The organism is Haloarcula sp. DT43 (genome assembly GCF_037078405.1).
In the GTDB taxonomy this organism is placed as follows: domain Archaea; phylum Halobacteriota; class Halobacteria; order Halobacteriales; family Haloarculaceae; genus Haloarcula; species Haloarcula brevis.
In genome coordinates this window covers 215,983-242,448 of record NZ_JAYMGZ010000002.1, presented here as the reverse complement: position 1 = coordinate 242,448, position 26,466 = coordinate 215,983, and the positions used below count along the sequence as shown (strand labels likewise).

Below are 26,466 nucleotides of genomic sequence, written 5' to 3'. Positions count from 1 at the left end.
TGGAGTCGGACGGGAGCTGTTTTCCACAGCCCGTACGGCCCTGCCAGCGCGTGTCCGACTGTAGCCGGGCTTGCACCGGCCTCGCCCTCTCGGGCTTTACCCGGGCTCGCACCGGGTTTTGTCGGCGTGCTGGGTTCCCGAACGTCACTTACGTGGCGTCCGGTAGTTGGCCTTCGCACCGGTCCGGCCGGCCGGGCCGGCGGTGGGCTGGTTCGGTTCTCCTTCGGAGCGTTCACCTCGGAGTCGTGTGACGGACCGCTCGGTTGTTGCCCCCAACGCGTCCCGTTCCGTCCTGTGTGGACAGTCTGAGACCCGTCGTCCGATTGCTCCCCGCATCCGGCGGGATGTGTAGCTTGGACCGACGGGATAATAAGTCAATCTAAAATAATATGACACTCAGTATCATGAAAATAGTCGCCGACGGCAAGACCTGAGTGAGCAGGCTGAACGGGACCGTTCAGTCCTCGTCCAGCACGAGGTTCCGGAGGATGTCACCGTAGGCCGGCCGGGTCACCAGCACGCCGACCAGCACGCCGACGATGGTGATGATGGCGAACCCGGAGAGGTCGCCCAGCGAGAGCACCATCAGCGGGCTCATGGCGACGATAGTCGTCGCCGCGGCCGCGCCGATGACCCAGAACGCCTTGCGGAAGCGGCTCTGGAACACGCGCCCGGTCTCGACTTTCCCCTGCTGGAGTATCTCGTCGGCGATGATGATGAGGTCGTCCACCCCCGTCCCGATGACCGCGATGAACCCGGCCAGGTGCGAGAGGTTCAGCGGGTACTGGACGAAGGCGACGAACCCGAGGAGGATGAACACCTCAGACAGCGCCGTGACTATCATCGGCAGGGCGACCTCGGGCCGACCGTACCGGAGATACACGACCAGGCTCACCGCGATGACCGCGAGGATGCCAGTCAGGAGCGAGCGCTGCTGGAACTCCTGGGCGAGCGCGGAGGAGAGCGTCTGGCTCTCCGCGCTGTCGAAGTCGAGCGGGGCCGGGAGGCGACCGGCCTTCAGCGCCAGTTCCAGCTCGGTCGCCTCGGACATGTTGCTGGTCTGCATGATGAACTGCGGGTTGTTGACGAACTCGCCGTTCCGGTAGGACTCACCCAAGCCCGGGTCGACGCCGCCGACGAACACCGGCTCGCCGTTCAGCGTCGTCACCAGACAGTCCGCCTGCGAGTTCTGGAGGTTGTCGTGGTCGTAGTCCGAGCGGCGGCAGGTCGACCCGCTCCCGAAGCCGGCCTCGACCATGTCGTTCGCGTAGCGCTCGGCGACGCTCTGTCTGACCGTCACCGGGACGTGTGTCCCCTGCGTGTCGCTTCGCTGTGCCGAGCCGATGCCGGCGAAATCGCCCTGCGAGAGGACCTCCTCGCGGACGTAGGTACCGTTCTCGGTGTTGTCGTGGACGGCGTACACCCGGACGACGCCGCGTTCTTCGAGCAGGCCGATGAGTTCCTCGCGACCCCTGTCGGGGGCCGTGACGCTGATGAAGCTCCGGCCGCCCGGGGAGCTGACCTGCTGGACGGACCCCCCCGTCAGCGCCGACTCGCGCAGTTTGTCGTCGATGACCGTCACCATGTTCTCCCGAGTCTCCCGGGTCACGCCGGGGCGAACCTCGCTGGGTTCGTACCCCTCGGCTTCGAGCGCTGACTCGACCTCGTCGGCGGTCGCGTTGTTCGAGAACACCTCGACGGTTTCGGTCCGGTTCGAAACGCGCACGTCGATTGGGTCGACGCCCAGCCGGTCCGACATCGACTGTGCGAGGGCGGTCTCGTCGGCAGGTTCGACCTCGACGCCCTCGGCGGTAGTGCCGACGATGGGGGCCTGGATGCGGGTCCCGCCGCTGAGTTGGATGCCGTACTGGAGGTTCGTCGACTGGTTCGCGGCCCCGGCCCCTTCGGAACCGGACGTGCCCGGCGGCACGCCGGGGATGAACAGCGCGACGGCGCTGAGGAGCAACAGCGTGACAAGCGCGACGACGCGCCAGTTCTCCTTGAGCGTGCTCATCGGTTGACCCCCTCGTACTTGTACCAGCGAAGCAGCGTGACGTTGAGCATGTAGGTGTTCATCAGGTCGGCCGCAAGCCCCACGACGAGGACGAACCCGATGGCGGCCATCAGTTCGATACCGAATATCGTCGCCGACACCGCCATCACCGCCATCGCCGCCATCGACGTCAGCGTCATCGTCACGCCGGTCCGCATCGCGCGATAGGTAGACTCGTAGAAGCCGCCGGACCGCCGGAGGACGTGGTTGTTCAGCAGGATGTCGGAGTCGACGCTGTAACCGATGAGCATCAACAGGGCGGCCACGGTCCCCAGCGAGAGTTCGATGCCCAGGAGGTTCATCACCGCGAGCGGGATGACCAGGTCGGAGAACGCAGAGAGGACGACGGCGATGCTCGGCACAATCGAGCGGAACATCGCGAAGACGAGCAGGCTCATCCCGAGGAAGGCGACGCCGATGCCGACGACCGCCAGCCGCTGGTTCTCCTGGCCGAATATCGGCGACGTCGTCCCGCTACCGAGGAACTCCATCCGGTCGCTCGACCGCGCGGTCTCCTCGATTGGCTCCAGGTTCGACGAGTCGAACGTGATGATGTAGCGGCTCTCGCCCTCGACCTGCTGGACGGAGACCACTGGCTCGTCGAAGGCGGCCCTGAGTTCCGCCTGTGAGAGGGACGACTCGACGGTGAGTTCCGAACCGCCGGTGAAGTCGATGCTCGGAGAGACCGGCGCGCCGGTGACCAGGTACCAGCCACCGAGCACCGCGAGCGCCAGGCCGAGCACCACCAGCGGAACCGCCACCAGTTGGCGGTTCGAGTACTTGGTGTAATCGACTTCCGGGACCTCGAACTCGAACATGACCGAACGGTGTGAGACGGGGGCGAATAAGCCTTCTCAATCCCCGCCACTGACAGGGCCGTACCGTACAGCTATGCCATCGCGTCACGTCCGTCCGTCTATGTCCGACAGCGCAACCAGGGTCGAACTCTCCTATCCGGCGGACCTCAGCGGCTGGGGCCGCGACAAAATCGACGGCTCGCCGTTCCGCGCGTACCTCCGGAAGACACACGACACCGCCGCGCCCGGTGACGTGTGGACGGAGTTCGTCGGCGTCGGCTGCTGTGGCGACACGCTCGATTTCCCGCTGCGGGTCGAGTCCGTCGAAGGCGGACCGCGGGTGACAGAGGACACCGCGTTCGTCTACACCGAGCGCGAGGCCTGCGGGGTCGCCGGCGGCTGGCGGGTCCAGAGCGCCGCGGGGCCGACCGAGTAGGGCGACTCAGTCCGGCAGATATCGCACGCTGACGACGCCGTCGGTCGTCCGGACCTCGACTCGGTCGACGCCGAGCCTGGCCGCCCGCGAGACGGTGGCCTCGTCCTCGACGACGTCGGCGGCGGCCGCGGCCGTCTCCGCTTCCGGGACAGTCAAGACGTGTATCTCGCCCTCGCCGGCGCGTTCGACCGTCGTTAGCTCGCCCGGTGCCTGGTCGGCGGCGACGTCGGTCGCCTGTGTCGTCGGCGCGAGGTCGACCTCCTCGACAGGGATGCGTCGGCGGTCGTCGACGTCGGTGACGGTGTAGGTGACCTCCATCGGCGGCTCGGGTTCGACCGTCCCCTCGACGACCTCGCCGGCCTCGACGCCGGGGTTGTCCGACAGTGTCAGTACTTGCGAGTCCGCGACGTTCCGAAGCGTCGCCGACGTGTCGTCGGCGTGGGTGACCAGAAACGTCCCCTCAATCGCTGTCATGGAGAGACGTTGGCGGCGGGCGTTCTTGCCCGTTTCGACCACGGACGGGCTCGGGTCTCGTCCGGCGGGAGGCCTGCCCGCTACTTCAGCAGCCGGTGTGTGAGATACATCAGCAGCGTCGCGAGCAGCGGCGGGACGACGCCGGCAATCGGCGACAGCGAGTAGAAGAACCCGACGACGGCGCTCTGTGTCGGCTCGCGGAGCGCCGCCGGTGCCGAGGTCAGCAGCGCGAGGTATATCGACCCGATGAACAGGAACGCGGCGAGGGCGATGGCGCGGTCGTAGCTCACCGAGGAGACGGTCCGCCGGTGCCGGCGCGCGACCGACAGCACCGGGGCCAGCAGCGGCGCGACCAGCAACAGCCCGACGAACAGGAAGAAACTCCGCGAGAAGGTGAAGGTCCCGCCGCGGACGCGCCCGGTCTCGGCCAGCTGGGTTATCAGTCCGAACGAGAACACGAGGGTAATCGCCGCCGAGAGTAGCAGCGCGACCGGGACGTAGGCCTTGAACAGCAGCGAGTCGCTGGCCCGGAACGCGTACGGGAACGCGCCGGGGAGCCCGCTGTAGGGCTCGGGCCGGTCGTCGTCCGTGACGGACTGCTCTGCCGTCGCGTCTGTCATAGCTGTCGATAGGGTGAGGGCGAGGTTAAGCGCGGTGTTGTCCGGCCGAGGCCGCCCCGCGTTCTCCGGGAGTTGTTTGTACCCGCCCGTCGACACCCCCAGTATGCACGTCGATATCGGAGCCGCGCTTGCCAGTGCCGCCGACCCGGGCGTCGAACGAGCGACGCTGGAGGAGCTAGACGAGCGGGTGGCCGCGGCCCACGACCGCATCGAGCAGGGGCGGGCGGAGGGCGAGTTCGGCTACGCGTCGCTGAACCTCCCGGAGACGACCGACGCCGGGACGATTCGGGACGCCGTCGCCCCGGTCGACGACGCCGAGTCCGTCATCACCGTCGGCATCGGCGGCTCCGCGCTGGGCGCGAAAACCATCACCGAGGCGCTGGTCGAGGACCCGGGCAGCCACGTCGTCCTGGACAACGTCGACCCGGAACACGTCCGGCGGACGCTCGACGACCTCACGCTCGCCGACGCGGCCATCAACGTCGTGTCCCGGTCGGGGACGACCGCGGAGACGCTAGCGAACTTCCTCGTCGTCCGCGAGGCCTACGAGGACCGCGGCGTCGACTGGACCGAGCGCATCGTCGTCACGACGGGCGAGTCCGGCCCGCTCCGGGCGCTGGCCGACCAGCACGACCTGCCGACGCTGCCGGTGCCCGAGGGCGTTCCGGGCCGGTTCAGCGCGCTGTCGGCGGTCGGGCTCGTCCCGCCGGCCATCCTCGGCATCGACATCGAGGGGCTGCTCGACGGCGGCCGGGCCGCGGCCGACGACCTCGCGCCGTCGCTGTACGACTCGCCGGCCTACGCCTACGGCGCGATGGCCTACGCGCTCGAAGAAGCGGGCGCGAAAGTCAACGCCGTCATGCCCTACGCCGAGCGCCTGGAGTCCTTCGGCGAGTGGTTCGCACAGCTCTGGGCCGAGAGCCTGGGCAAGGACGACCGGGGCCAGACGCCGGCGCGGGCGCTCGGCGCGACCGACCAGCACTCCCAGCTCCAGCTGTACCGGGCCGGCCACCGCGACAAGGTCGTCACGTTCGTCCGACCACGGGAGCGGGCCGACGTGGCGATTCCCGACCCGGACCACGAGGACCTCTCGTACCTCGCCGGGACCGACCTCGGCGGCCTCATCGACGCCGAGTACGAGGCGACGGTGGCGAGCCTGCCGGCGGCGGACCGACCGGCGTTGGAGGTGGAAATCGACCGGCTCGACGCCGAAAGCCTCGGCGAACTCCTGTACGCGATGGAGGCCGCCTGCGTCCTGGTCGGCGAACTCGCCGACGTGGAGACGTTCACCCAGCCGGCCGTCGAGTGGGGGAAAAACGCCACGCGGGCGCTCATCCGCGGCGAAGCCACCGACGAGACGGCGGTCGTCGACGAGCGCGAGCGGCTCCGTATCGGCGAAACGGAGTCCCTTTAGGCCGCCGTCACGGACTGCCGATAATGGACGACACTGCCGCGAACTGGGGCGTCCTCGCCGCAGGCCTCGGTCTCGTCGTGCTCGTCGCAACCGAAACCGGCGTCGTCGGCTGGGTGACGCCGCCGACTGGGGTCGGCCCGGTCACCGCCCGCGGGGTCGCCGCCGCGGGCTTCGTCGCCGCCGCACTCGCCTTCTCGCTCGCCCGCCACGGCGCACTCGACGGGCGGCAGGCCGGTCTGGGCGCGGCGGGCGCGAGCGCACTGGCGACGTTCGCGACGCTCGTCGCCTTCTTCGGGCCGGAGTTCCGCGCCGGTGTCGAAGCGACCGTCGGTCTGGCTGTCTATCTCGCAGTGCTGGCCGGCGGCGTCACGGTCGCGCTGGGCTGGGCGCTCTCGACCGGCGTGGCGAACGACCGGCTGTACACGGTCGCCAGGGCGCTCTCGGTGGCGACCGGCATCGGTCTGGCCGGCTTCCTCGTGGGGACGGTGTTCGCCCAGTTCGTCGTCCTCGGGGCCGCGCTGGCCGGCCTAATCAGCGCCGGAGCGCTCGACGGCGGGACCGTCACCGGGCCGACGTACATCACGCTCACCGTCGGCATCGGCGTCGGCTTCGTCGGCTTCGGCGCGGCCGTCGCCAACCGGTTGGGCCGGGACTGGGCCGACCTGGACCTGCGTCGACTGACCCTCCGCGATATCGGCTACAGCGTCGGCGGCGTCGTCGTCCTCATGGTCGCGCTCGTCGGCTTCAGTTACCTCATACAGGCACTGGGCCTGGAAGCGGCCCGCAGCAGCGTCGAGGAACTGGCCCGCGAGGACCCGTCGTTCCTGCTCGTGATGGTCCCGCTCGCGTTCCTGACCATCGCGCCCAGCGAGGAGTTCATCTACCGGAACCTCATCCAGAAGTACCTCTACGACGACTTCGGCGACCTCCAGGCGATTGTCCTCACCAGCGCCGTCTTCGGTGTCGTCCACTTCGGCCAGTACAGCACCGGCACGCCGACACAGACGGTCCTCTCGCTGCTGCTCGTGTTCGTTCTCTCGACGCTGCTCGGCCTGAGCTACCTCAAGACCGAGAACCTGCTCGTCCCCATCTTCATCCACGGTGCGTTCAACGCCATCCAGTTTCTCATGCTGTACGTCGAGATTGCGGGAACGCCGGTCGTCTGAACCGTCGGACTGCCGTCTGACGGGTGTTTATGCGACCGACTGCTGTAGGGGCGGTCATGGCGCGGCGGTACACTGTCGTCTGTGATGACGACCAGGCGCGAGTCATCGAGACGCTCGCCCGGCGCTACGGCATCACGGAGGAGGAGGTGCTCGCCCAGCTTGTCGACCTCGGACTCGAAGCCCGGGACGAACGGACCGTTTAGGCCGGGTTCTTCCGGGAGAGCGAACTCCCACAGACCGGACAGCGGTCGCGGTTCTCGTCGAACTCGCGGCCACAGCCGGCACACTGGAACAGCCAGTCGCGCTGTTCGGAGATGCCCTCGCGGGCGATGACTTCGACCGCCACGTCGAGTTTCTCCGCGACGTTCTGCATCGCGTAGTCGTCCGTGACCAGGCGGCTGTCGAGTTCGAACGCGGCCGCGACGAGGCGAATGTCGGTCTCGGAAAGCTCCGCGAGGTCACCGGTCTCGCTGGCGGCGCGTTCGATGCGTTCGACAGTGTTGTCCTCGGGGATGTGGAGGTGCATCCCCGAGCCTTCGAGCGCGTCGAAGCGGTAGGCGGCCTCGTCTTCCAGTTCCTCTCTGACGAGCGGAATGGTCGCTATCTGCTCGTCTGTGTGGTACTCGTTGATAAACGCCGAGGAGTCAAGAACGTACATCTAACGCTGAACGATCATGTGGTCTTTCACGGCCTTGACCCGCCCGACGGGGACGAGCAGACGGCCCTGGTCACTGTACTCGAAGTCTGTGTTGCGAAGCGAGTCCGCGGGGTCGATGACGAGGTTGTGCAACGCGCCGGAGGAGAAGTCCATCGTGATGTTGTAGAGACTGCCGATTTCCGCGCCATCAGTCCCCATCACGTCTTTCCCCGACAGGTTTTCTGCGAGTATCGCGGCCATACCCCTTGTTCCGAACGAGGTTACATAAACGCCACGGGGATGTCCGACGGGCGACTGCCGGGCGATGGCAGGTGCGTACTGGCAGTCGGTGGCCGTAGTCTCCAAGCCACCAGAGCACTCACAGCGGACCACAACCCTATGCGAGAGGCGGCCTACGGTACGGCATGGACAGGACAAGGCGGCAGTTCCTCGGGGGCCTCACGGCCGCCGTCGTCGGAGCCGTCGCGGGATGCAGTAGCGACGGCGGCGGGACGTCGTCGCCGACGACACAGACGTCGACAGCGACCGAGACGACGGCGGCGACGGAGACGGCGGAACCGACCGGGACGCCGACACCAACGGCGACACCGACTGAAACGGCGACACAGACGCCCACCGCGACCGAGACGCCGACTGCCACGCCAGTCGACGCCGACCGGGTCGTCGCCGTCGCCCCGGGCGATTTCGTCTTCGACCCGGAGACCTTCGACGTCCCGGTCGGGGGGACCGTGCTGTGGGTCTGGGAAGGCGGCGGCCACAACGTCAAGCCGACCGCGACGCCGGCCGACAGCGATTGGTCGGGAACCCCGGGGGACGGGACCTACAGTTCGGGGTACGAGTACGCCCACACCTTCGCGGCCCCCGGCGAGTACGAGTACCACTGTGTCCCCCACCAGAGCCTCGGGATGACGGGGTCGTTCACTGTGACCGAGTGACGCCCGCTTAGCCCGACGTTCGGTCGCGCGCGACTGATGACGACGAACTTAACTGCCACCGACGACTCGGTTCCGACAACTTCTGGAGCCATTTATGTCTGACACGGACCCCACCCCAGCCACCGACGACACCCTGCGGACGCCCATCGTCGCCGTCCTCGGCCACGTCGACCACGGGAAGACGAGCCTGCTCGACAAGATACGCGGGTCGGCCGTCACCGCCGGCGAATCGGGCGCGATTACACAGCACATCGGCGCGACTGCCGTCCCGCTGAACGTGATTTCCGAAATCGCCGGCGACCTGGTCGACCCGACGGACTTCGACCTGCCCGGACTGCTGTTCATCGACACGCCGGGCCACCACTCGTTCTCGACGCTTCGCTCCCGGGGCGGCGCGCTCGCCGACATCGCCATCCTCGTGGTCGACGTCAACGACGGCTTCCAGCCCCAGACGCTGGAGGCCATCGACATCCTCAAGCGGACCCAGACGCCGTTCATCGTCGCCGCGAACAAGATAGACACGATTCCGGGCTGGAACCCCAACGAGGGGCAGCCGGTCCAGCAGACGATGGAGGCCCAGTCCGACCGCGTCCAGTCCGACCTGAACGAGAAACTGTACGAGATTATCGGCGAACTCTCGGACAACGGCTTCTCCGCGGACATGTACTGGCGCGTCCAGAACTTCCAGGCCAACATCGGCGTCGTCCCCGTCTCCGCCGAGACCAGCGAGGGCATCCCCGACCTGCTGACGGTGATGATGGGGCTGTCCCAGCGGTACATGAAAGAGGAGATGGAAATCGACACCACCGGCCCCGGTGTCGGCACCGTCCTCGAGGTGAAAGACACCCAGGGCTTCGGAACGACGCTGGACGCCATCATCTACGACGGGACCATCCGCAACGACGACACCATCGTCGTCGGCGGCCTGCAGGGGTCTATCGTCACCGACGTGCGTGCGCTGCTTCGCCCCCGCCCGCTCGAAGAGATACGGACCGAACAGGAGTTCGAACAGGTCGAGCAGGTCGCCGCCGCCGACGGCGTCAAAATCGCCGCACCGGACCTCGGGGACGCGATGGCCGGCGCGCCGATACGCGTCGTCCGCGACCGCGACCGCAGCGAGGTCATCGCCGAAGTCGAGGAGGAACTCGCCGAAATCGAGGTCACGACACAGGAGGAGGGGGTCGTCATCAAGGCCGACACGCTGGGCTCGCTCGAAGCCCTCTCCAGCACGCTCGAGGAGGAGGAAATCCCGGTCATGCGCGCCGAGGTCGGCGCGGTCGCGCCCCGGGACGTGCGGGTCGCCGAGACGGCGGGCGAACCGACGAACCAGGCGATTCTGGCGTTCAGCGTCGAGGTGCTCGACGACGCGCGGGACCTCGCCGAGCAGGAGGACGTGGAACTGTTCGAGGACGACGTCATCTACCAGCTCGTCGAGGCCTACGACGACCACGTCACTGCCATCGAGGAGGCCCAGCAGGAGCAGATTCTGGAGAACATCACCCGACCCGCGAAGTTCCGGATTCTGCAGGACCACACGTTCCGCCAGTCCGACCCCGCCGTCGTCGGCGTCGAAATCCTCTCGGGCGAACTCCGGCGGAACGTCAACGTCGTCAGGTGGGACGACGGTGAGGCCAACCGCGTCGGGACTCTCAAGACGATTCAGGACGAGGGCGAGGACGTCGACTCGGCCCGTGCCGGCGAGCGCATGGCCGTCTCAATCCAGGGGCCGACCGTCGGCCGCCAGATAGAGGAAGGCGACGACCTCTGGGTCGAAATTCCGGAGAAACACGCGAAGATTCTGGAACAGGAACTCAAGGAGGACATCTCCGTCGACGAGCGCGAGGCCCTGTCGATGTACCTGGAGAAACATCGGAACCGCGACCCGTTCTGGGGGAAGTAAGCGGCTCCCAGCGCGCCCTTTGCGCGAGTAATAATATTTAATTAGGAGGCGTGTCTCTGCAGAGACACGAATGTTCGGCTCGCCGTCGATGCCCGACCTCGTGCTCGCCAGCATCGCGCTCTCGATGCTGCTGGCGTCGCTCGGCGCGGTTGTCACCTCGGTTAGCCTCGTGACCGCACTGAGTGCCGGCAGTCTCCCGGCGACTGGTTCCATCGGCTACGCGCTATTTTACAATCCGCCGGTCGCCAGCGGCGGCCGCGCCTGACTCGCGGCGCGTCGACGAGAACTGAGAGCGGCGGCTACTGTGCCGTCGGCGACGTGTCATCGCCCATCACTTGCTTGACCTGCAGTGCGGCGGAGGCGGCGATGCCCTGGGCCAGGTCGTCGCGCTCGGCGTCGGAGATGCTCGCGCTCTCCGGGTCCTCAGGCGTGTAGTCGGCGCTGACGACCGACCCAACCGGGGGCTGGACCGCGATTGTAGCCCGCGGGCCGGTCGTGCTGTCGCTGATTTCTGAGCCGACGACGAACTCGCCGGGCAGAAGTTCGCGGGTCCGGGCGGCGACGCTCGAGAGGTCCCGTCGGAGCTCCTCGCGCTGTTCCGCGGTCAGCGTCACTTCTTCCGTCTCCCCGCCGAACGACGTATTACCGTACATGAACGTTCTCTGTCTCTATGGGGGGGAGGACTAAAAACCCAGGGTCCAGCGCAGGTCTGGCCGGGTCCGGTCGCGGGCGGCTCACACGACCGGGTGGCTCTCGCCGTAGGTGGCGAGGACGACGGCGCTGGCGTACTCGGTGTCCGCCGCCGCCGACTCGACGTACACGTTCTCCTCGACGAACTCCCAGTCCCGGAGGTCACGGCCGGCGGCCAGCCCCTCACGGATTTCCGTCCGGACCGCGTCCGCGCTGGTCCCGTCGACCTCGTAGAAGATGCCCGGGCCGTCCTCGCTCCGGGCCCAGCCGACGCCCGCCGCCCCGCATTCCCCCGGTAGCGCGGTCGCCGAGGACTGGACGACCTCTAGCGCCTCGCCGGGCGGCCCTAGGTCCGGTGCCGTCCCCGTCACTTCGATGGCCGGTTCGGACGGGATGACAGAGGACAGCGAGACGAGGTTGTAGTTGTGGACGCCCGCGTCTGCGAGTGCCGCGTCGTACGCGGCCAGCGCGGTCGGGCCGGTCGCAGTCCCCCACACGACCCGGATGGTGCTCATAGCCGACTGTCGACGGTCCGCGGGGTAAGGGGTTTCGCTTCGCTACGTCGGGACCAGCCTGTAGCACATCCCCGGCCGGTCCGGGTCGCCATCGACCGCACGCTCCGTGTAGTAGATGCCGTCGGCGGTGACCAGCGGCGCGCTCGTCACGTGCCCGCGGTTCTCGACGGCCCAGGCCACTGTCCCCGAGCCCCGGTCTAGCGCGTACAGTTGGCCGTCGTAGGACCCGACGAGGACGTGGGTCCGGGTGACGACGGCGCTCCCGATAATCCAGCCGCCGGTGTCGTAGCGCCACTGCTCCTCGCCGCTGTCGAGGTCGATTGCGTACACCCGGTCGTCGTGGCTGCCGACGTAGACGGTGCCGTCGTGGACCGCCGGCGCGCACATCACGTCGGCGTCGGCCTCGAAGGTCCACCGTTCCGACCCGTCGGTCACGTCGACAGCGGTGACCGTCTCGGCCCACGACGGCACGACGGCGGTCCCGTCGGCGACGGCGACGGGGGCTTTCACGTCGCCGCCGGTGTCGTACCGCCAGGTCCGCTCCAGGTCCGGGAACGACCACGCGTAGCAGTAGCCGTCGTTCGACCCGAACAGGAGGCGACCGTGCTCGCGGTCCAGCGCCACCGTCGAGTGGGGGTGGTCGGTCGGCCGGCTGTCGCGCCACTGCACGTCGCCGGTCGCGGCGTTGACGGCGACGACGCTGCCGCTCGGAGCCGCGTGTTCGACGGCGACGTACAGCGACCCGTTGTAGTAGGTCGGGCTCGCGCCGATGGCGTCGCCCAGCTCCGTCCGCCAGCGACGCCGCCCGGTTTCGAGGTCCAGCGCCGACAGCGCGCCGTCGTAGGCCCCGACGTAGACGGTGTCGTTGGCGATGGCCGGCGTGCCGTGGCTCCCGCGGGTCGCCCGCGTGATGGTCGTCGTCCACCGGACCTCGCCGTCGGTCGAGATAGCCCGCACGCGGCCGGTGTCGTCGGCAAGAATCAGGTCGCCGGTCGGTGCCAGCGCCGGACTCCCCTTCGCGGCGGTGTGGTCGCCGCGGTTGGTCGGCAGTTCCCAGGCCACCTCAACGGCGTCGGGGACCGCCGCGTTCTGATACCCCGTATTCAGGAGCCCCTGCCGGAACTGCGTGGCGGCGTGCTCGTCCAGGGCCGTCGACGCGAGCGGGTCGAACTGCGACTGACACCCCGCAATCGACCCCGCCGTCGTCGCCGCGAGCGTCCCCAGAAACGCCCGCCGCGTCCGTGCGCGCTCTGTCACGGACACCGATACCGGGCGGGGTGGCTTAAATCGGGCGGGCCGCGAGGTGGGTCGGGCGTCGGCGACGAAATGGGGGACGGGACGTCGACTCGGACCGACTCCCCGGGGCTGCACAGTTCGGTGAACGAATCGCGCAAAACATGCGCGAATTCAGGTTTGTGAGCGAAATCAATCACACAGAATGGTTCGACGATTTTTATAAGTAATTAGTCAATATCGCCTTCAGATTCTAAAATCTATTTTTAGCCTCTAAAACGTCTTTTCTTCCAATTATTTTGCGCGGTGCGAGATTTCTTTTCGTTTTTGGATACCCCCATAATTTATAATCCATGGCTGTCTCGTGAGCGATTGCATGCAGAAGAATTCAAAACGCACTCGTCGAACGTTCATCAAAAGCGCCGGTGTCATCGGGACAGCAGCACTCGCCGGCTGCAGTGGCGGCTCCGATTCGACCACGGAAGGCGGCTCCGACGGAGAGAGTTCCGACGGGGCCACGACCGGCACCGGCTCGGAGACGATGGCGGACGAAATCGTGTTCTACAACGCCGGGTCGCTGGAGTTCGACCCCGGGACGGAGGCCAACATCGAGCGGTTCGAGGAGGAGACCGGCATCTCAGTCGAAGTCAACGAGGTCCCGTGGAGCAACCTCAAGACCAGCCTGACGACCATCTGGCGGAACCAGGACAGCACCGTCGACGCGTTCAACGGGCCGACGTGGTGGCTGGCCGACTTCGTCAGCTCCGACTGGCTCGAACCGCTCGGCCTCGGGAGCGACCACATGGGGAAGTTCCCTAGTTCGCTGACCGACCTCGTCCAGTTCGACGACCAGACCTACATGGCCCCGGAGTTCGGGAAGTGGGGGAGCTACCTCTACGACCAGCAGTACCTGAGCGAACAGGGCTTCGACGCGCCGCCGGACACCTGGGACGAGGTGCTGAGCCAGGGCGAACAGCTCTCACAGGGCGACAAGTCCGGATTCGCGTTCACGTGGGCCGGTAAGTCCGTGTTCAGTTTCAAGCAGTTCCTCTACCAGGCCGGCGGCCAGCTGTTCAACGACAGCTACGAACCCGTGTTCGTCGAGGAAGGGACGGAAGTGCTGGAGTTCTTCAACGGGCTCCGCGAGCGCGGCATCATCCCCGACGGGATGTCCAGCCTCGGTGAGGGCGGCGTCGGCGACAACTTCATCGCCGGCCAGTACGCCACCGTCGAGTCCTGGACGCCGCTCGGGTCACGCGCCATCGACGAGTGGGAAGAGGGCCGCATCGGCAGCGCCAAGCCGCCGAAAGGGCCGGAGAGCCGCGCGACCTTCCAGGACACGAACGGCATCAGCGTCTCGGCGTTCTCCGAGCGCAAGGACGCGGCCAAGGAGTTCGCCCGGTTCATGACGACCCGGGCGTCGTCCAAGAACAACATGCTCGTCGAGGGCAACCCCGCCGTCGTCCCGGAAGTGTACGAAGACGACGAGGTCCAGAGCGAGTACCCGTCCTGGCTGCTCGAGGACATGCGGTTCAACCTCGAAAACGCGCAGAGCGAGACCTACATGGCACAGCCACAGGTCGACGACTACCTGAACGAACAGCTCACGCCGGCGCTGCTCGGGAACAAGGACCCCGAGGCGGCACTCAACGACGCCTACAGCAACATCGAGCGCCTCTACCAAGACATCGGCCTGCTCTGACTGGCGCGGCCCAAGATTTATATATAACATGTCAATCGAAAAGAGCCCACTGCGTCGCAAACTCGACAAGCTGTTCGTCCCGCTGACCGTCGGGCCGACGCTACTGTGGATTGCCGCAATAATCGTCTATCCGACCGCGAAGTTGCTCTTCAGTAGCCTCCAGTTCCGGAACCCGGTGACAAACGAGATAGAGTTCGTCGGCCTGCGGAACTTCCGGCGGTTGATTTTCGCACGCGAGGGGGGCCAGGCCGCCCTCGGCGTGTTCAACCCGAGTTTCGTCTCGATTACGACGAACACGGCCATCTACGTCGGCTTCAGCGTCTCTATCTCGTTCCTGCTGGGACTGGGTATCGCGCTGTTGCTCGATAAGGACCTGAAGGGGCGGGGCTGGTTCCGGACGGCCGTCATCGTCCCCTGGATTCTCCCGTACGTGATGAGCGGACTGATGTGGCGCTGGATGTTCCAGTCCGACTTCGGCGCGATAAACGGGGCGCTTCAGCGGCTCGGTATCATCTCCGGGAACATCCCGTTCCTCTCGGACGGTGCGCTGGCGATGGTGGCGCTCATCATCGCCGACGTCTGGGTGTTCACGCCGTTTATCATCATCATCCTGCTCGCGGGGCTGCAGAACGTCCCCGAGCAACTGTACGACGCCGCCGAGGTCGACGGCGCGAGCCGGTGGTCCCGGTTCTGGAACGTCACGTACCCGTTCCTGAAACCGTCGATACTGGTGGCGCTGACTATCCGTATCATCTTCGACATCCGGGCACTGGACCTGGTCTGGGTGATGACCCAGGGCGGCCCCGGGAAGTCGACCGAGGTGTGGGCCTCCTGGCTGTACCGGACCGCACAGGTGTTCAACGAACCCGGATCCGGCGCTGCACTCGGGGTCGTCCTGCTGGCCGTGACCTTCGCCATCGTGGCCAGTCTGTACAAGATATTCGGCGAGTCACCCTACCAAGCATGAGTACGAAGAGATCACCACTCAACCGACTGCGGCGGTCGCTGGGACTGGAGACACAGAACGAGTGGCCGTCCGTCGCCCGCGAGCGACTGCTGGCCTACGGACTGCTTGCCGTGTACGTCCTAATCATCTGGTTCCCTATATACTACATCTTCATCACGAGCCTCAAGCCGTCGAGCGAAGTGCTGTCGCTGCCTATCACGTTCCTCCCGCAGAACCCGACGGCACAGAACTACGTGGACATCTTCACGAACCGACCGTTCGACAACTACACGATAAACAGCATGCTCGTCGCGACGACGACGACGCTCATCTGTATCACCCTGGGGACGGTCACCGGGTACAGTTTCTCCCGCTTTGACTTCATGGGGAACAAGTCGCTGCTGCTGTCGATTGTCGGCGCGCGGATGATTCCGCCCATCGCGCTCATCGTCCCGTTCTTCCAGATAATGTCGAACCCGCCGCTCATCGGCGGATTCACCGGAAGCCTGTACGACACGCGGCTCGCGCTCATCCTCACGTACACCTTCTTCAACCTCCCGTTTGCCGTCTGGATAATGAAGAACTACTTCGACGGCATCCCCGAATCGCTGGACGAACAGGCCCGTATCGACGGCTGTTCCCGCTGGGAGGCGTTCGTCAAGATTATCCTGCCGATGGCGAAGCCGGGCATCGCGGCCACCGCCATCCTCGCATTTATCTTCTCGTGGAACGAGTTCGTCTTCGCGCTCGTTCTCACGTCCTCGGAGCAGGCCCAGACGCTGCCGATAGCCGTCTCGCTGTTCGTAGCCGACGACTTCGTGGACTGGGCGCACCTCGCGGCCGGCGGGATGATAGCCGCGTTACCCGGCATCCTGTTCGGCCTGTTCTTCCAGCAGTACATCGTGAGCGGACTCACACAAGGAGCAGTCAAGGAGTAACTAACTATGGCACACGTAGAACTCACCGACCTCGTAAAGGAATTCGACGACGTCACCGCAGTCGACGGCATCTCACTCAACATCCCAGACGAGAGCTTCACCGTCCTCGTCGGCCCGTCGGGATGTGGCAAGACCACGACCCTGCGCCTCATCGCGGGGCTCGAACGGGCGACCGACGGCGAAATCCGCATCGGCGAGAACGTCGTCAACGACGCGCGCGCATACGAGCGCGACATCGCGATGGTGTTCCAGAACTACGCGCTGTACCCGCACAAGACGGTGCGGGACAACATGCGGTTCGGACTGGAGCAACACGACACAGCGGAGGACGTCATCACCGAGCGGGTCCAGGAGACCGCGGAACTGCTACAGATAGAGGAGCTACTGGACCGGCGGCCGTCGGAGCTGTCCGGCGGTCAGCAACAGCGGGTGGCGCTGGGGCGAGCCATCGTCCGCGACCCGGCGGTGTTCCTGATGGACGAACCGCTGTCGAACCTGGACGCGAAGCTCCGGGTCCAGATGCGCGCCGAACTGAACAAACTCCACGAGGAGCTCTCGACGACGACCGTCTACGTCACCCACGACCAGGTGGAGGCGATGACGCTGGCCGACCAGATAGCGGTCATGGACAACGGGCAGATACAGCAAGTCGGGGAACCGACCCACGTGTACTCGAACCCGCGGAACATGTTCGTCGCCGGCTTCCTCGGCTCGCCGAGCATGAACTTCCTCGAAGGGACCCTCGAGGAGTCCTCCGCCGGCAAGTTCGAACTGGACCTCGGCGGCGCGATTCACAACGTCCCCGACGAGTTCACCGACGCGCTCGAACCGTACCTCGGTGACCGGGTGACGCTCGGCATCCGCCCCGAGAACATCGCGCTCAACCAGGACGGCGTGCCGGCGAACGTCCACCCGGCGACGGTGGAGGTCGTCGAGCCACAGGGCGAGAAGACCGTACTGGAACTCGAACTCGACACCGGTCAGACCATCAAGGCCGCGGTCGACCCCGATACGACTGTCGAGATGGGCGACGCGGTGAACCTCCGGTTCGACAGGGACTCGCTCCAGTATTTCGACCCCGCCACGGGCGAATCGCTGACCTACGACTCGAAGGTCGAACGACAGGCGACCGTCTGACGATGGCGGCGGAGATTACCGAGCGGGTGACGGCCGTCGACCTGCTCGCGTTCGGGACCGCGTTCGGGCTGGCCGGCATCGCAGCGATCAACTACGCGAGCGGTGTCTACGGCGGCGCAATCGTCAGCAGTATCGGGACCGTCGTCGCGACACTGTTCGGTGTCCTTAGCTAATACTGGGAGAGAGTTTTTTTATGACCGTCTTCATACTAGATGATATAACATCGAAGGTAATCGAGAGCTCTCGCGGACTGCTGTATTGCGACGCCGGCCCCGAGAGCGGGGCCGATTCTTTCGAGGTTGACGATGACAGGAAATAACATAGACACACGTCGTAGGCCGAACTCGCCCGCAGGGTCCGGACCCGCCGATGTAGCACTGTGACAGAACATGATACCTGATGAACGACGGAAGGAGATCGTCCGACGAGTGAACAAGTCGGATCGGGTCACGGTCGAGGAACTCACCGAGGAGTTCGGTGTCTCCGAGGCGACGATCCGACGGGACCTCTCGTCACTCGCGGAGGACGGACTCATCGAACGGTTTCACGGCGGTGCCCTCCCGGCGTCGGAAGAAGCGGCAAACGGGTCCGGGACGGCCGACAGCATCGACAATCCGAGCGGCAAGCGAGCAATCGCCGAGCGGGCCATCGAGGAACTGGAAGACGGCGACGCCGTCTTCTTCGACACGGGGCCGACAGCGCGGGAAGTGGCGAAGGCCATCCCGGAGCAGGTGTCGCTGCTCGCCGCGACGAACTCGCCCGAGAGCGCGTTCGAACTCCGCGAGACCTGCGGGGAAGTCAAGGTCGTCGGCGACTCGCTGCGCCAGACCTCGGACGCGCTCGTCGGCCCCAGCGCCGAGTCGTACCTCCGGAAGACGAACTTCGACATCGTGTTCCTCGAGACCGACGCCGTCCAGAGCGACGGCGGCCTCTCCGTCTCGAACGAGGACGAGGCACGCATCAAGACGCTGCTCTGTGAGGGCGGCCGGCACGTCATCCTGGTCGCCGACGGCAGTAAACTGGACAGTCGGAGTTTCCGCGAGTTCGCGACGCTCAGCGACATCGACATGTTCATCACGGACGTGTCGCTGAGCGACGAGATGCAGCGGGCGTTCGAACAGGCCGGCGTCACCGTGGTCGACAACCTAGTTGCCGTTCCGTGAGCGCGGAGTAACAGTCGGGAAGCCGTTTACGCGAACGCGACCGGCACGCTGCTGGCGTCGTCGTCGGCTTCGATTTTCTCCAGGGCGTCGTGGAGGTCGGACTGCTTGACCGTGGTCCGGCCGTCGCGGATAGCGAACATCCCGGCCTCGGTCGCCAGCGAGGCCAGTTCCGCGCCGGACAGCCCGTCGGTTTCGGTCGCGAACGCGCCCAGGTCCACGTCGTCGTCGAGGTTCATCTCCTCGGTGTGGATTTCGAGGATGCGCTCGCGGCCCTCGACGTCGGGGTTGGGGACCTCGATGAGGCGGTCGAAGCGGCCGGGGCGGAGGATGGCCCGGTCGAGCATGTCGAAGCGGTTCGTCGCCGCGATGATGCGGATTTCCCCGCGCTCGTCGAAGCCGTCCATCTCCGAGAGCAGTTGCATCATCGTCCGCTGGACCTCGGCGTCACCGGAGGTCTTCGACTCCGTTCGCTTTGCCGCGATGGCGTCGATTTCGTCGATGAAGATGATAGCCGGTTCGCGCTCGGCGGCGAGTTCGAACAGGTCCCGGACCAGTCGCGCGCCCTCGCCGATGAACTTCCGGACCAGTTCGGAGCCGGCCATCTTGATGAACGTCGCGTCGGTCTCGTTGGCGACGGCCTTCGCCAGCATCGTCTTCCCGGTGCCGGGCGGGCCGTGCAGCAGGACGCCGCTGGGCGGTTCGATGCCGACCTCGCGGAACTGGTCGGCGTTGACCAGCGGCTCCTCGACGGCCTCCCGGACCTCGCGTATCTGCTCTTCGAGGCCGCCGATGTCCGAGTAGCTCACGTCGGGGGAGCCGTCGACCTGCATCGCCTGCGCGCGGGCGTCCGTCTCGGGGTCGAGAATCTGCTTGACGCCGAAGGAGTCGTTGATGGCGACGCGGTCGCCGGCCTCCAGCCCGTCGCGGATGGACGGCGAGACCTCGGTCAGCACCTCCTGGTTGTTGCCGTGCTGTTTGACGACGACGCCGTCGTCGGTCAGCTCCTCTGCCGTGGCGATGTACAGCGAGGAGGTCTTGAGCGTCTCGTTTTCCCGCTCGAGCTGGTCGACTTCGTCCGTGAGGTCGTTCTGCCGGTCACGGGCGTCGTCGAGTTGCTCGGTCAGCTGTTCGTTGACCTGTACTATCTCCTTGAAGTGTTCCCGGAGTGCCTCCAGACGCTCGTCGGGCGTCATATCGGGGTCGAGTTCCAACCGTGGTCGTTCCGGAAGCGAGGGACTGCGCGACATTTGGATGTCGGTACTATACGGTTGAGACACAAAGTGCCTTCGGGTCACATGGGGGTGAAACAGTTATCCGTCTCGGGACGCGGCCCGGGCGACCGGGGGAGCCGCCGGTTACAGCAACTCGGCGAACTCGTCGAGATAGTCGCCGTACGTCGAGAGGGCCGACTCGACCGGGTCGGGACTGGCCATGTCGACGCCGGCGTCCCGGAGCAGTTCCAGCGGGTACTGCCGCGAGCCGCTCCGGAGGAAGTCGACGTACCGCTGTGCGGCCGGCTCGCCCTCCTCCAGGATGCCGTCGACGAGCGCGACGGCCGCCGAGATGCCCGTCGCGTACTGGTAGACGTAGAACGACCGGTAGAAGTGCGGGATGCGCATCCACTCGCGGGCGATGCGGTCGTCGAGCGCCGCGGGCTCGTAGTAGTCGCCCTTCAGGTCGGCGTAGAGGTCGTCCAGGCGGTCGGGCGTCAGCGGCTCGCCGGCCTCGGACATCTCGTGGGTCCGCTGTTCGAACTCGGCGAACATCGTCTGGCGGTACAGGGTCGAGCGGAACCGTTCGAGGTACTCGTTGAGGATGTGCCGGCGCAGAGTGGCGTCCTCGACGGTGTCGAGCAGGTGGTGGGTCAACAGCGTCTCGTTGACCGTCGAGGCGACCTCGGCGACGAATATCTCGTAGCCGGAGTAGACGAACGGCTGTTCCTCGCTGGTGTACTCTGAGTGCATCGAGTGGCCCAGTTCGTGGGCCAGCGTGTACATCGACTCCACGTCGTCCTGGTAGTTCAGCAGGATGAACGGCTGGGAGTCGTAGGTCCCGCCGGAATAGGCGCCGGACTGCTTGTGTTTCGTCTCGTAGACGTCGACCCACCGGGAGTCCAGCCCCTCGGCCAGCCGGGACTGGTAGTCCTCGCCAAGCGGCGCGACGGCCTCGGTGACGTACTCGCAGGCCTGCTCGTACTCGATTTCAGGCGACTCCTCCTGAACGAGCGGGACGTAGAGGTCCCACATCCGCAGTTCGTCGGCCCCGATTGACTGGCGTTTGAGGTCGGCGTGGCGGTGGAGCGTGTCGAGGTTGTCGTGGACGGTGTCGACGAGCGTGTCGTACACCTCGGTCGGCACGTTCGGGCCGTCCAGCGCGGCCTCGCGGGCGGTGTCGTAGTCGCGCGCGCTGGCCATCTTCACGTCCGTCTTGACGGCGTTCTTGTAGGCCGTGCCGACGGCGTTTCGGACCGTCTCCCACTCGTCGTAGAACGCCTCGTAGACGCGCTCTCGGAACTCGCGGTCGGGGTGTTTCTGCAGCATCGTGAAGTTGTTGAGCGTGATGGGCTGTTGCTCGCCGTCGGGGTCCTCGACGGTCGGGAACTCCATGTCCGCGTTGGCGAGCATGTTGTACACCTCGCCCGGCGCGCCGGTGACCTCGCTCAGTTCCGCGAGCAGGGTCTCGACCTCGGCCGAGCGGGTGTGGGGCTTCATCCGGAGCACGTCGTCGAAGTAGTGCTCGTAGGGTTCGAGGGCCGGTTCTGCCTCGACCATCGCCTTGATGTCGTCGTACTCCAGGTCCTGCAGTTCCGGTTCGAGGAACGAGGCCGCCGAACTGGCCTCCGAGGACAGCGACTGCGAGCGCGCGGTCAGCGCCTGATACGTGTCGTCGGTCGTGTCCTCGTCCCGTCGCATCCGGGCGTAGGCCGCCACGTTCGAGACCGTGCGCATCAGCTCCTCGTAGGTCTCTAGCGTCTCTAGCAGGGTCGCGGCGTCCTCCGTGGCCCGCCCCTCGTAGGCGGACAGGTCCTCGATGAGGCCCTCCGCCTCTTCGTAGGCGGCTTCCCAGTCCTCGTCGCTGGCGTAGAGGGAGTCGAGGGCCCACTTGTACGCCTCGTCGATGTCGCTCCGTGCGGGTACCGAACTCATGGCCCGCTCTTGGGCCGGCGGCGAAGTAAGCCTTCGTTTCAGTCGCGGCCGCCCGACAGCCCGTCGGCGACGTGACCGGCGACACGCGCGGCCGTCTGTGCGTTCGCGCGCCGACGCGCAAAGACGGCCTGTGCGTCCGCGGCGGCGTCCTCGTCCGGGGTGAACGTCACGTCCGGGTAGCACACGTCCGAAAGCACCAGCGGCTCGGCCGAGACCGGGGGGACGCCGTCGGGGCCGGCGACGGTGTCGGGCGAGAGGACGCGGTCGACCTTCGACAGCGGGGCCGAGCCGTCCGCAACGGCCGCCGCGAGCGAGACGAGGCGACGGACCAGTTGGCGGCAGAACCCGCCGGCGCGCACCCGGACGACGAGGAACGGGCCGTCCCGATGCCAGTCGATGGCCACGGTCCGCTCGGTGCCGGTGTCGTCGGACGTGAGGTTGTGGAAGTCGTGGCTCCCGGCGAGCGCCGCGACGGCGTCGGCCCACCGCCCGTCGTCGACCGGGTCGCGTCCGGGCCGGTCGGCATCCGTCGGCGCGTACAGGTAGTAGGTGTACGTGCGCTCGGTCGCGTCGTGGGTGGCGTGAAAGTCGTCTGTGACGTCGGTGCTGGCCCACACGCGAACGTCGGTCGGGAGTTCGCCGTTGAACGCCGACGGCGAGAGCCACGCCGGGGCGTCGAAGGCGACGGTCTGTGCCCGCGCGGAGACGCCGGCGTCGGTCCGGCCGGCGGCCGCGTACCGCTCCGGCAGGCCGTCGCCACGCTCGCAGACCCCAAGACGAACCAGCGCCGAGCGCAGTCGGCCCTCGACGGTATCGACGTCAGGCTGGCGCTGGAACCCGTGGTACGGTCGGCCGTCGTAGGCCACGCGATAGGCGCGCATACCGATTTCTCGACCGCGAGCCACTTGTCTCGCCCGAATCTCAGTCGCTGGGAAGGATAGACGAACTTAGGCATGCTGAGAACGAAAGGCAGAGTATGTCCAACGCCGCCGCGGCGGATCACGACTTCCCCCGCCCGCCCGAAACGTTCACCGACCACGACGGGCGGACGGTGACAATCGAGGCTTACGACGGCGACATAGACCCGCTGGTGGAGATGTACGCCGACTTCGGGAACGACTCACGGTCACAGGGCGTCCCGCCCCGGACCGAAGCGGACATCCGCGACTGGCTCCCGAATCTCGTCGGAAACGGTCTGAACGTCGTCGTCTGGCACGAGGGGAAAGCCGTCGGCCACGCCGTCCTCGTCCCGTATCAGGACACCTCCGAACTGGCGATTTTCGTCCATCCGGACTACCAGTACGCCGGCATCGGCTCACGGCTCATCCGTGTGCTGCTCGGCTACGGACAGGAAAACGACCTCGAACGGGTCTGGCTCTCCGTCTCGAACACCAACCACGTCGCACGAGCGCTGTACGAGTCCGTCGGCTTCGAGACGGTTGCCAAGGAGCGCGTGGAGATGGAGATGGAGCGGGCGCTCTGAGGGGCGGAGAGATGAGCCGCACAGGTCTAAATAGAGTCCACTCGAACAGCGCGGTATGGACCTCGCTTCGCACCCGGAGACGCTAATCTGCGCGGAGTGTAGCCTCTTCCAAGACCGAGAGTATTTGAGCAATCAACTGAGGGGCAACAGGAGGTGAATATTCGTGAGGACTATTTGTCATCTTTCCGGTGGTTTATACCGAATAGACAGGAATCAGAGTCATGAGTGAGCGAACTGATATGAGCGAGGATGAAATGCAGGCAGGTGAGACAACCGAGTCTGAGAACGAAGCCGAAGAGAAGCTACAGAGTGAAAGGACAAAAGCTCCTTGTGTGGTCTGCGGCACTCGGACACGCCGGCGTGTGGACGGAACCCCTCTCTGTAGTAGTTCATGCGTGCCAAAGAATAAACGGGGGATGCTATTCAGACAGTATTCGAGCCTGCCGAACGGGGTGAAAAAACTCCCGGTAATGGTCATGATAGGAATCGTCTCCATCATTGTATTGGGAACGATTGCTAATACCTCCCTTGCGGTGAATGCCGGCCTTACGGTAGCTGCATTCTACATCCTCCAACTGATTAGAAGCCCATATTCAGTAACTGACGTTGGAACGTACAATCGGACTGACTCGGTAACAAAGACGCTCTGGGTAGACAAGTGCGTAATATGCGATACAAAGACAACAGACGGGGTAGAACGGGTAGCCACGACTGATCTTGTTATCTTCGGTGCTCATCTGATATGGAGTGTCGACGCCCGCAACTATTACTGCATGGAACACGCAAAAGAGACGGGAACTGACGCCGTATAGGGGCACTACTGGCCAGTGTATCGGAAGCGGACTGATAGCTGATATCCTACGCGAGAGTTTTTCACTTACCCTTTCGTAATCAGGGATAGTACGAATGTCTGAACTGACGGGATCGGATATCGCGGAGCGGGCTATCTCCCGGCGACCGAACGGGACGGTACCATCCCCTGATCGACGCGGCGGTCTGTGACGCCTGCGGCTTCAACGACCTCGGGATGACGGGCTGTGCGCCCGAACTAGATGACGTTGTCGACCCGGGACCCGACGACGTGCTTCTGTACGTCCGCCTGACTGACAGCGGTATCGAGGTCGGTAGCACGAAGGGGTGAGACGAGAGTGGCCAGCGAGTCGGCCACGGCGACCACGAACGACGGCCCGCCGTCACTCGGTTTCGAGACTGAGTTCTCTGTCCGTCTCACGGGCCTCGTCCTCGGACTCGTCGGTCGCCGAGAGCGATTCGGTCTCCAGCAACCGGTCCAGCCGCCGCTCGAACTCGCTGTCGGTCAGTTCGCCGCGGGCGTAGCGCTCCCGGAGGTGATCGACCGGGTCTTCCGTCGGTTCTGCTGTGTCAGTTACAGCGGTTTCGTCGGCCGCTGTCTTGTCTTCCGGGGACTCGATCATCGGCAGTTCCGAACCCAGCAGGGCGACGAGCGGGGCCAGGATGAACCAGCCGAGGATTATCGCCACCGGTGTGAGTACGTTGCCGAGGCCGGCCGTCCCGCCGAGCATGGCGACGCCCGTCGAAACGATCAGAATAGCCGCGACGAGCTTCCACCTCGGGAGGGCAATGGAGGGAAGCTGCATGTCGACTACTCAACACGGCGGTCGCAAAAAGCTACTGTCGTTGACCGCCCGCTCGGCCGCGCTATTCCGTGAAGTCCTCGAACGTCGGGCGGTCGTGGTCGCCCGGGAACTCAGAAAGCGGGACGCTGACCTGCTCGCCGTCGTCCATTTCCTTGAGCGTCACCTCGTCGTTTTCCAGGTCCTGCTCGCCGACGATGACGACCGTCTCGGCGTTGACACCGTCAGCGTAGCCCATCTGCGCGCCGAAAGACCGGTCGGCAACGTCGCTCTCGACGACGTGACCGCGCTCGCGCAGGTCCCGGGCGATGCGGGCCGCAGTCGGGCGCGTGTCGCCGACCTGCAGGACGTAGTAGTCCGTCGACAACTCCTCGGCGGGCCAGGCGCCGGCCCGCTGGCAGAGGAGTTGGAGCGTGGCGTGACCCGGTGCGAAGCCGACGGCCGGCGTCGGCTGGCCGCCGAAGCCCTCGATGAGGTCGTCGTAGCGGCCGCCGCCGAACACCGACCGTGACACTTCGCCCGTCGAATCGAAGCACTCGAAGACGACACCGGTGTAGTAATCCAGCCCGCGTGCGGTCGTCAGCGAGACGGTGAGATACTCGCGGACGCCGAAGTCCGCGGCGGCGTCGAGCACCGCCTGGAGGTTGTCGGTCGCCGCGCGAACGTCCTCGGAGCCGGTGATGTCGGCCAGCGCCTCGATTTCGTCGGCGTCAATCTGGAGCATCTCGTCGAACGTGTCGGCCTGGCCGTAGTTGAGCCCCGCCTCGACGAGGGCGTCGAGGTACTCGTCGTGGTCGATTTTCGCCCGCTTGTCGACGGCGCGAATGGCCGCGGGCACGTCCACGTCGGCCCCGAACGACTCCAGCACGCCCGAGAGGATGTCGCGGTGGGAGACGCGGATTTCGAAGTCCTCGGCCGTCAGCCCCAGTTCCGTGAGCATGTCCACGGCGACGGCCAGAACCTCCGCGTCGGCCGTCGGCTCCGACGACCCGAAGATGTCGACGTTAGTCTGGTAGAACTCCCGGAACCGGCCCTGCTGGGGCTCCTCGTAGCGCCAGAACGGCCGCGTCGACACCCACTTGATGGGCTTTGACAGTTCCTGTTGCTTCGCGACGAACATCCGCGCGACGGTCGGCGTCAGCTCCGGCGTCAGGGCCACCTCGCGCCCGCCCTTGTCCTCGAAACTGTACAGTTCCTCGACTATCTCCTCGCCGCTCTTGTCGACGTACATCTCGGTCGGCTCCAGCGCCGGCGTGCCGATTTCCCGGAAGCCGTACCGCCGTGCGACGTCTTCCAGGGTGTCCATGGCCCAGCGCCGAGCCTGCATCTCCTCGGGGTAGAAATCGCGAAAGCCCTTGACGGAGTCGTACATACCCGCGCCTACAGCGAGGGCGCGCTTGAACCTGTTCGTTCACGTCGACAGCGTGTCCCGACTCGGCCCGGTAGA

Annotated in this window: 29 protein-coding genes; 15 read left to right on the top strand and 14 right to left on the bottom strand. The window is 65.9% G+C overall.

Features of this window, described 5'->3' with window-relative positions; all coding sequences use genetic code 11:
* Positions 1-457: 457 nt before the first annotated feature.
* Positions 458-2,014: a preprotein translocase subunit SecD gene (locus VI123_RS08515; RefSeq protein WP_336337632.1), complete on the bottom strand. Its 1,557-nt coding sequence runs from the start codon at positions 2,012-2,014 to the stop codon at positions 458-460.
* Positions 2,011-2,871: a protein translocase subunit SecF gene (secF, locus tag VI123_RS08510; RefSeq protein ID WP_336337631.1), complete on the bottom strand. Its 861-nt coding sequence runs from the start codon at positions 2,869-2,871 to the stop codon at positions 2,011-2,013. The genes VI123_RS08515 and secF overlap by 4 nt, the downstream gene beginning before the upstream one ends.
* A gap of 100 nt (positions 2,872-2,971) precedes the next feature.
* On the opposite strand from secF, the gene VI123_RS08505 reads away from it, so the two are divergent.
* A complete protein-coding gene (locus VI123_RS08505) occupies positions 2,972-3,286 on the top strand; it encodes a hypothetical protein (RefSeq protein ID WP_336337630.1) in 315 nt (104 codons plus the stop codon).
* 6 nt (positions 3,287-3,292) lie between these two features.
* On the opposite strand, the gene VI123_RS08500 is transcribed toward VI123_RS08505, so the two are convergent.
* Entirely contained in the window at positions 3,293-3,760 is a 468-nt protein-coding gene (locus VI123_RS08500) for a DUF5812 family protein (protein ID WP_336337629.1), read from the bottom strand.
* An 80-nt stretch (positions 3,761-3,840) separates the two neighbouring features.
* The gene (locus VI123_RS08495) at positions 3,841-4,380 is read right to left on the bottom strand and encodes a hypothetical protein (protein WP_336337628.1); all 540 of its coding nucleotides are present in this window, start codon (positions 4,378-4,380) and stop codon (positions 3,841-3,843) included.
* 103 nt (positions 4,381-4,483) lie between these two features.
* Here VI123_RS08495 and VI123_RS08490 point away from each other — a divergent pair, with 103 nt between their 5' ends.
* Genes VI123_RS08490 through VI123_RS08480 form a run of 3 tightly spaced genes read left to right on the top strand, consistent with a single transcriptional unit; the run spans position 4,484 to position 7,163 of the window.
* Entirely contained in the window at positions 4,484-5,794 is a 1,311-nt protein-coding gene (locus VI123_RS08490) for a glucose-6-phosphate isomerase (protein WP_336337627.1), read from the top strand.
* A 23-nt stretch (positions 5,795-5,817) separates the two neighbouring features.
* Entirely contained in the window at positions 5,818-6,960 is a 1,143-nt protein-coding gene (locus tag VI123_RS08485; RefSeq protein ID WP_336337626.1) for a CPBP family intramembrane glutamic endopeptidase, read from the top strand.
* A 56-nt stretch (positions 6,961-7,016) separates the two neighbouring features.
* Positions 7,017-7,163: a CopG family transcriptional regulator gene (locus VI123_RS08480; RefSeq protein ID WP_336337625.1), complete on the top strand. Its 147-nt coding sequence runs from the start codon at positions 7,017-7,019 to the stop codon at positions 7,161-7,163.
* On the opposite strand, the gene VI123_RS08475 is transcribed toward VI123_RS08480, so the two are convergent.
* Positions 7,160-7,618 (bottom strand): NOB1 family endonuclease, encoded by a 459-nt coding sequence (locus VI123_RS08475; RefSeq protein WP_336337624.1) that lies wholly within the window; start codon positions 7,616-7,618, stop codon positions 7,160-7,162. The genes VI123_RS08480 and VI123_RS08475 overlap by 4 nt on opposite strands.
* Positions 7,619-7,858 carry a PRC-barrel domain-containing protein gene (locus VI123_RS08470; RefSeq protein ID WP_162412324.1) on the bottom strand — a complete coding sequence of 80 codons (240 nt, stop codon included), beginning with the start codon at positions 7,856-7,858 and terminating at the stop codon, positions 7,619-7,621.
* Between the two features lie 164 nt (positions 7,859-8,022).
* Here VI123_RS08470 and VI123_RS08465 point away from each other — a divergent pair, with 164 nt between their 5' ends.
* From VI123_RS08465 to VI123_RS08455, 3 genes are all read left to right on the top strand, one after another.
* Complete coding sequence (locus VI123_RS08465; protein WP_336337623.1) at positions 8,023-8,553, top strand: plastocyanin/azurin family copper-binding protein; 531 nt, start codon at positions 8,023-8,025, stop codon at positions 8,551-8,553.
* A gap of 94 nt (positions 8,554-8,647) precedes the next feature.
* Complete coding sequence (gene infB, locus VI123_RS08460) at positions 8,648-10,453, top strand: translation initiation factor IF-2 (RefSeq protein ID WP_336337622.1); 1,806 nt, start codon at positions 8,648-8,650, stop codon at positions 10,451-10,453.
* A 70-nt stretch (positions 10,454-10,523) separates the two neighbouring features.
* Entirely contained in the window at positions 10,524-10,718 is a 195-nt protein-coding gene (locus VI123_RS08455) for a hypothetical protein (RefSeq protein WP_336337621.1), read from the top strand.
* A 34-nt stretch (positions 10,719-10,752) separates the two neighbouring features.
* Here VI123_RS08455 and VI123_RS08450 read toward each other — a convergent pair whose 3' ends face one another.
* The 3 genes from VI123_RS08450 to VI123_RS08440 all read right to left on the bottom strand — a co-directional run bounded on the left by VI123_RS08450 (position 10,753) and on the right by VI123_RS08440 (position 12,915).
* Complete coding sequence (locus tag VI123_RS08450; RefSeq protein WP_336337620.1) at positions 10,753-11,106, bottom strand: DUF5811 family protein; 354 nt, start codon at positions 11,104-11,106, stop codon at positions 10,753-10,755.
* Positions 11,107-11,187: 81 nt separating this feature from the next.
* Complete coding sequence (locus tag VI123_RS08445; RefSeq protein ID WP_336337619.1) at positions 11,188-11,658, bottom strand: pyruvoyl-dependent arginine decarboxylase; 471 nt, start codon at positions 11,656-11,658, stop codon at positions 11,188-11,190.
* A gap of 42 nt (positions 11,659-11,700) precedes the next feature.
* Positions 11,701-12,915 carry an outer membrane protein assembly factor BamB family protein gene (locus VI123_RS08440; RefSeq protein WP_336337618.1) on the bottom strand — a complete coding sequence of 405 codons (1,215 nt, stop codon included), beginning with the start codon at positions 12,913-12,915 and terminating at the stop codon, positions 11,701-11,703.
* A gap of 352 nt (positions 12,916-13,267) precedes the next feature.
* Between VI123_RS08440 and VI123_RS08435 the strand changes: the two genes are divergently transcribed.
* From VI123_RS08435 to glpR, 6 genes are all read left to right on the top strand, one after another.
* On the top strand, positions 13,268-14,593 hold the full coding sequence (locus VI123_RS08435) for a sugar ABC transporter substrate-binding protein (RefSeq protein ID WP_336337617.1): 1,326 nt from the start codon (positions 13,268-13,270) through the stop codon (positions 14,591-14,593).
* A 28-nt stretch (positions 14,594-14,621) separates the two neighbouring features.
* Entirely contained in the window at positions 14,622-15,560 is a 939-nt protein-coding gene (locus VI123_RS08430; RefSeq protein WP_336337616.1) for a carbohydrate ABC transporter permease, read from the top strand.
* A complete protein-coding gene (locus tag VI123_RS08425) occupies positions 15,557-16,477 on the top strand; it encodes a carbohydrate ABC transporter permease (RefSeq protein WP_336337615.1) in 921 nt (306 codons plus the stop codon). Before VI123_RS08430 ends, VI123_RS08425 begins: the two co-directional genes overlap by 4 nt.
* Positions 16,478-16,483: 6 nt before the next feature.
* Positions 16,484-17,614, top strand: a complete 1,131-nt coding sequence (locus VI123_RS08420) for an ABC transporter ATP-binding protein (protein ID WP_336337614.1) — start codon at positions 16,484-16,486, stop codon at positions 17,612-17,614.
* A 2-nt stretch (positions 17,615-17,616) separates the two neighbouring features.
* Entirely contained in the window at positions 17,617-17,787 is a 171-nt protein-coding gene (locus tag VI123_RS08415; RefSeq protein WP_336337613.1) for a hypothetical protein, read from the top strand.
* A 216-nt stretch (positions 17,788-18,003) separates the two neighbouring features.
* A complete protein-coding gene (gene glpR, locus VI123_RS08410; RefSeq protein ID WP_336337612.1) occupies positions 18,004-18,777 on the top strand; it encodes an HTH-type transcriptional regulator GlpR in 774 nt (257 codons plus the stop codon).
* A 26-nt stretch (positions 18,778-18,803) separates the two neighbouring features.
* Here glpR and pan2 read toward each other — a convergent pair whose 3' ends face one another.
* The 3 genes from pan2 to truA all read right to left on the bottom strand — a co-directional run bounded on the left by pan2 (position 18,804) and on the right by truA (position 22,804).
* Positions 18,804-20,024, bottom strand: a complete 1,221-nt coding sequence (pan2, locus tag VI123_RS08405) for a proteasome-activating nucleotidase Pan2 (protein ID WP_336337611.1) — start codon at positions 20,022-20,024, stop codon at positions 18,804-18,806.
* A gap of 108 nt (positions 20,025-20,132) precedes the next feature.
* Positions 20,133-21,923, bottom strand: a complete 1,791-nt coding sequence (pepF, locus tag VI123_RS08400; protein WP_336337610.1) for an oligoendopeptidase F — start codon at positions 21,921-21,923, stop codon at positions 20,133-20,135.
* A gap of 38 nt (positions 21,924-21,961) precedes the next feature.
* Positions 21,962-22,804 carry a tRNA pseudouridine(38-40) synthase TruA gene (gene truA / locus VI123_RS08395; protein ID WP_336337609.1) on the bottom strand — a complete coding sequence of 281 codons (843 nt, stop codon included), beginning with the start codon at positions 22,802-22,804 and terminating at the stop codon, positions 21,962-21,964.
* Positions 22,805-22,899: 95 nt separating this feature from the next.
* Between truA and VI123_RS08390 the strand changes: the two genes are divergently transcribed.
* The gene (locus tag VI123_RS08390) at positions 22,900-23,406 is read left to right on the top strand and encodes a GNAT family N-acetyltransferase (RefSeq protein WP_336337608.1); all 507 of its coding nucleotides are present in this window, start codon (positions 22,900-22,902) and stop codon (positions 23,404-23,406) included.
* 239 nt (positions 23,407-23,645) lie between these two features.
* Positions 23,646-24,218, top strand: coding sequence for a hypothetical protein (locus VI123_RS08385; RefSeq protein WP_336337607.1), 573 nt, complete (start codon positions 23,646-23,648; stop codon positions 24,216-24,218).
* A gap of 381 nt (positions 24,219-24,599) precedes the next feature.
* Here the strand turns inward: VI123_RS08385 and VI123_RS08380 are convergent, their stop codons facing one another.
* Both VI123_RS08380 and hisS read right to left on the bottom strand, forming a co-directional pair.
* A complete protein-coding gene (locus VI123_RS08380) occupies positions 24,600-25,022 on the bottom strand; it encodes an SHOCT domain-containing protein (protein ID WP_336337606.1) in 423 nt (140 codons plus the stop codon).
* A 61-nt stretch (positions 25,023-25,083) separates the two neighbouring features.
* Positions 25,084-26,391 carry a histidine--tRNA ligase gene (hisS, locus tag VI123_RS08375; protein WP_336337605.1) on the bottom strand — a complete coding sequence of 436 codons (1,308 nt, stop codon included), beginning with the start codon at positions 26,389-26,391 and terminating at the stop codon, positions 25,084-25,086.
* Between the last annotated feature and the right edge of the window lie 75 nt (positions 26,392-26,466).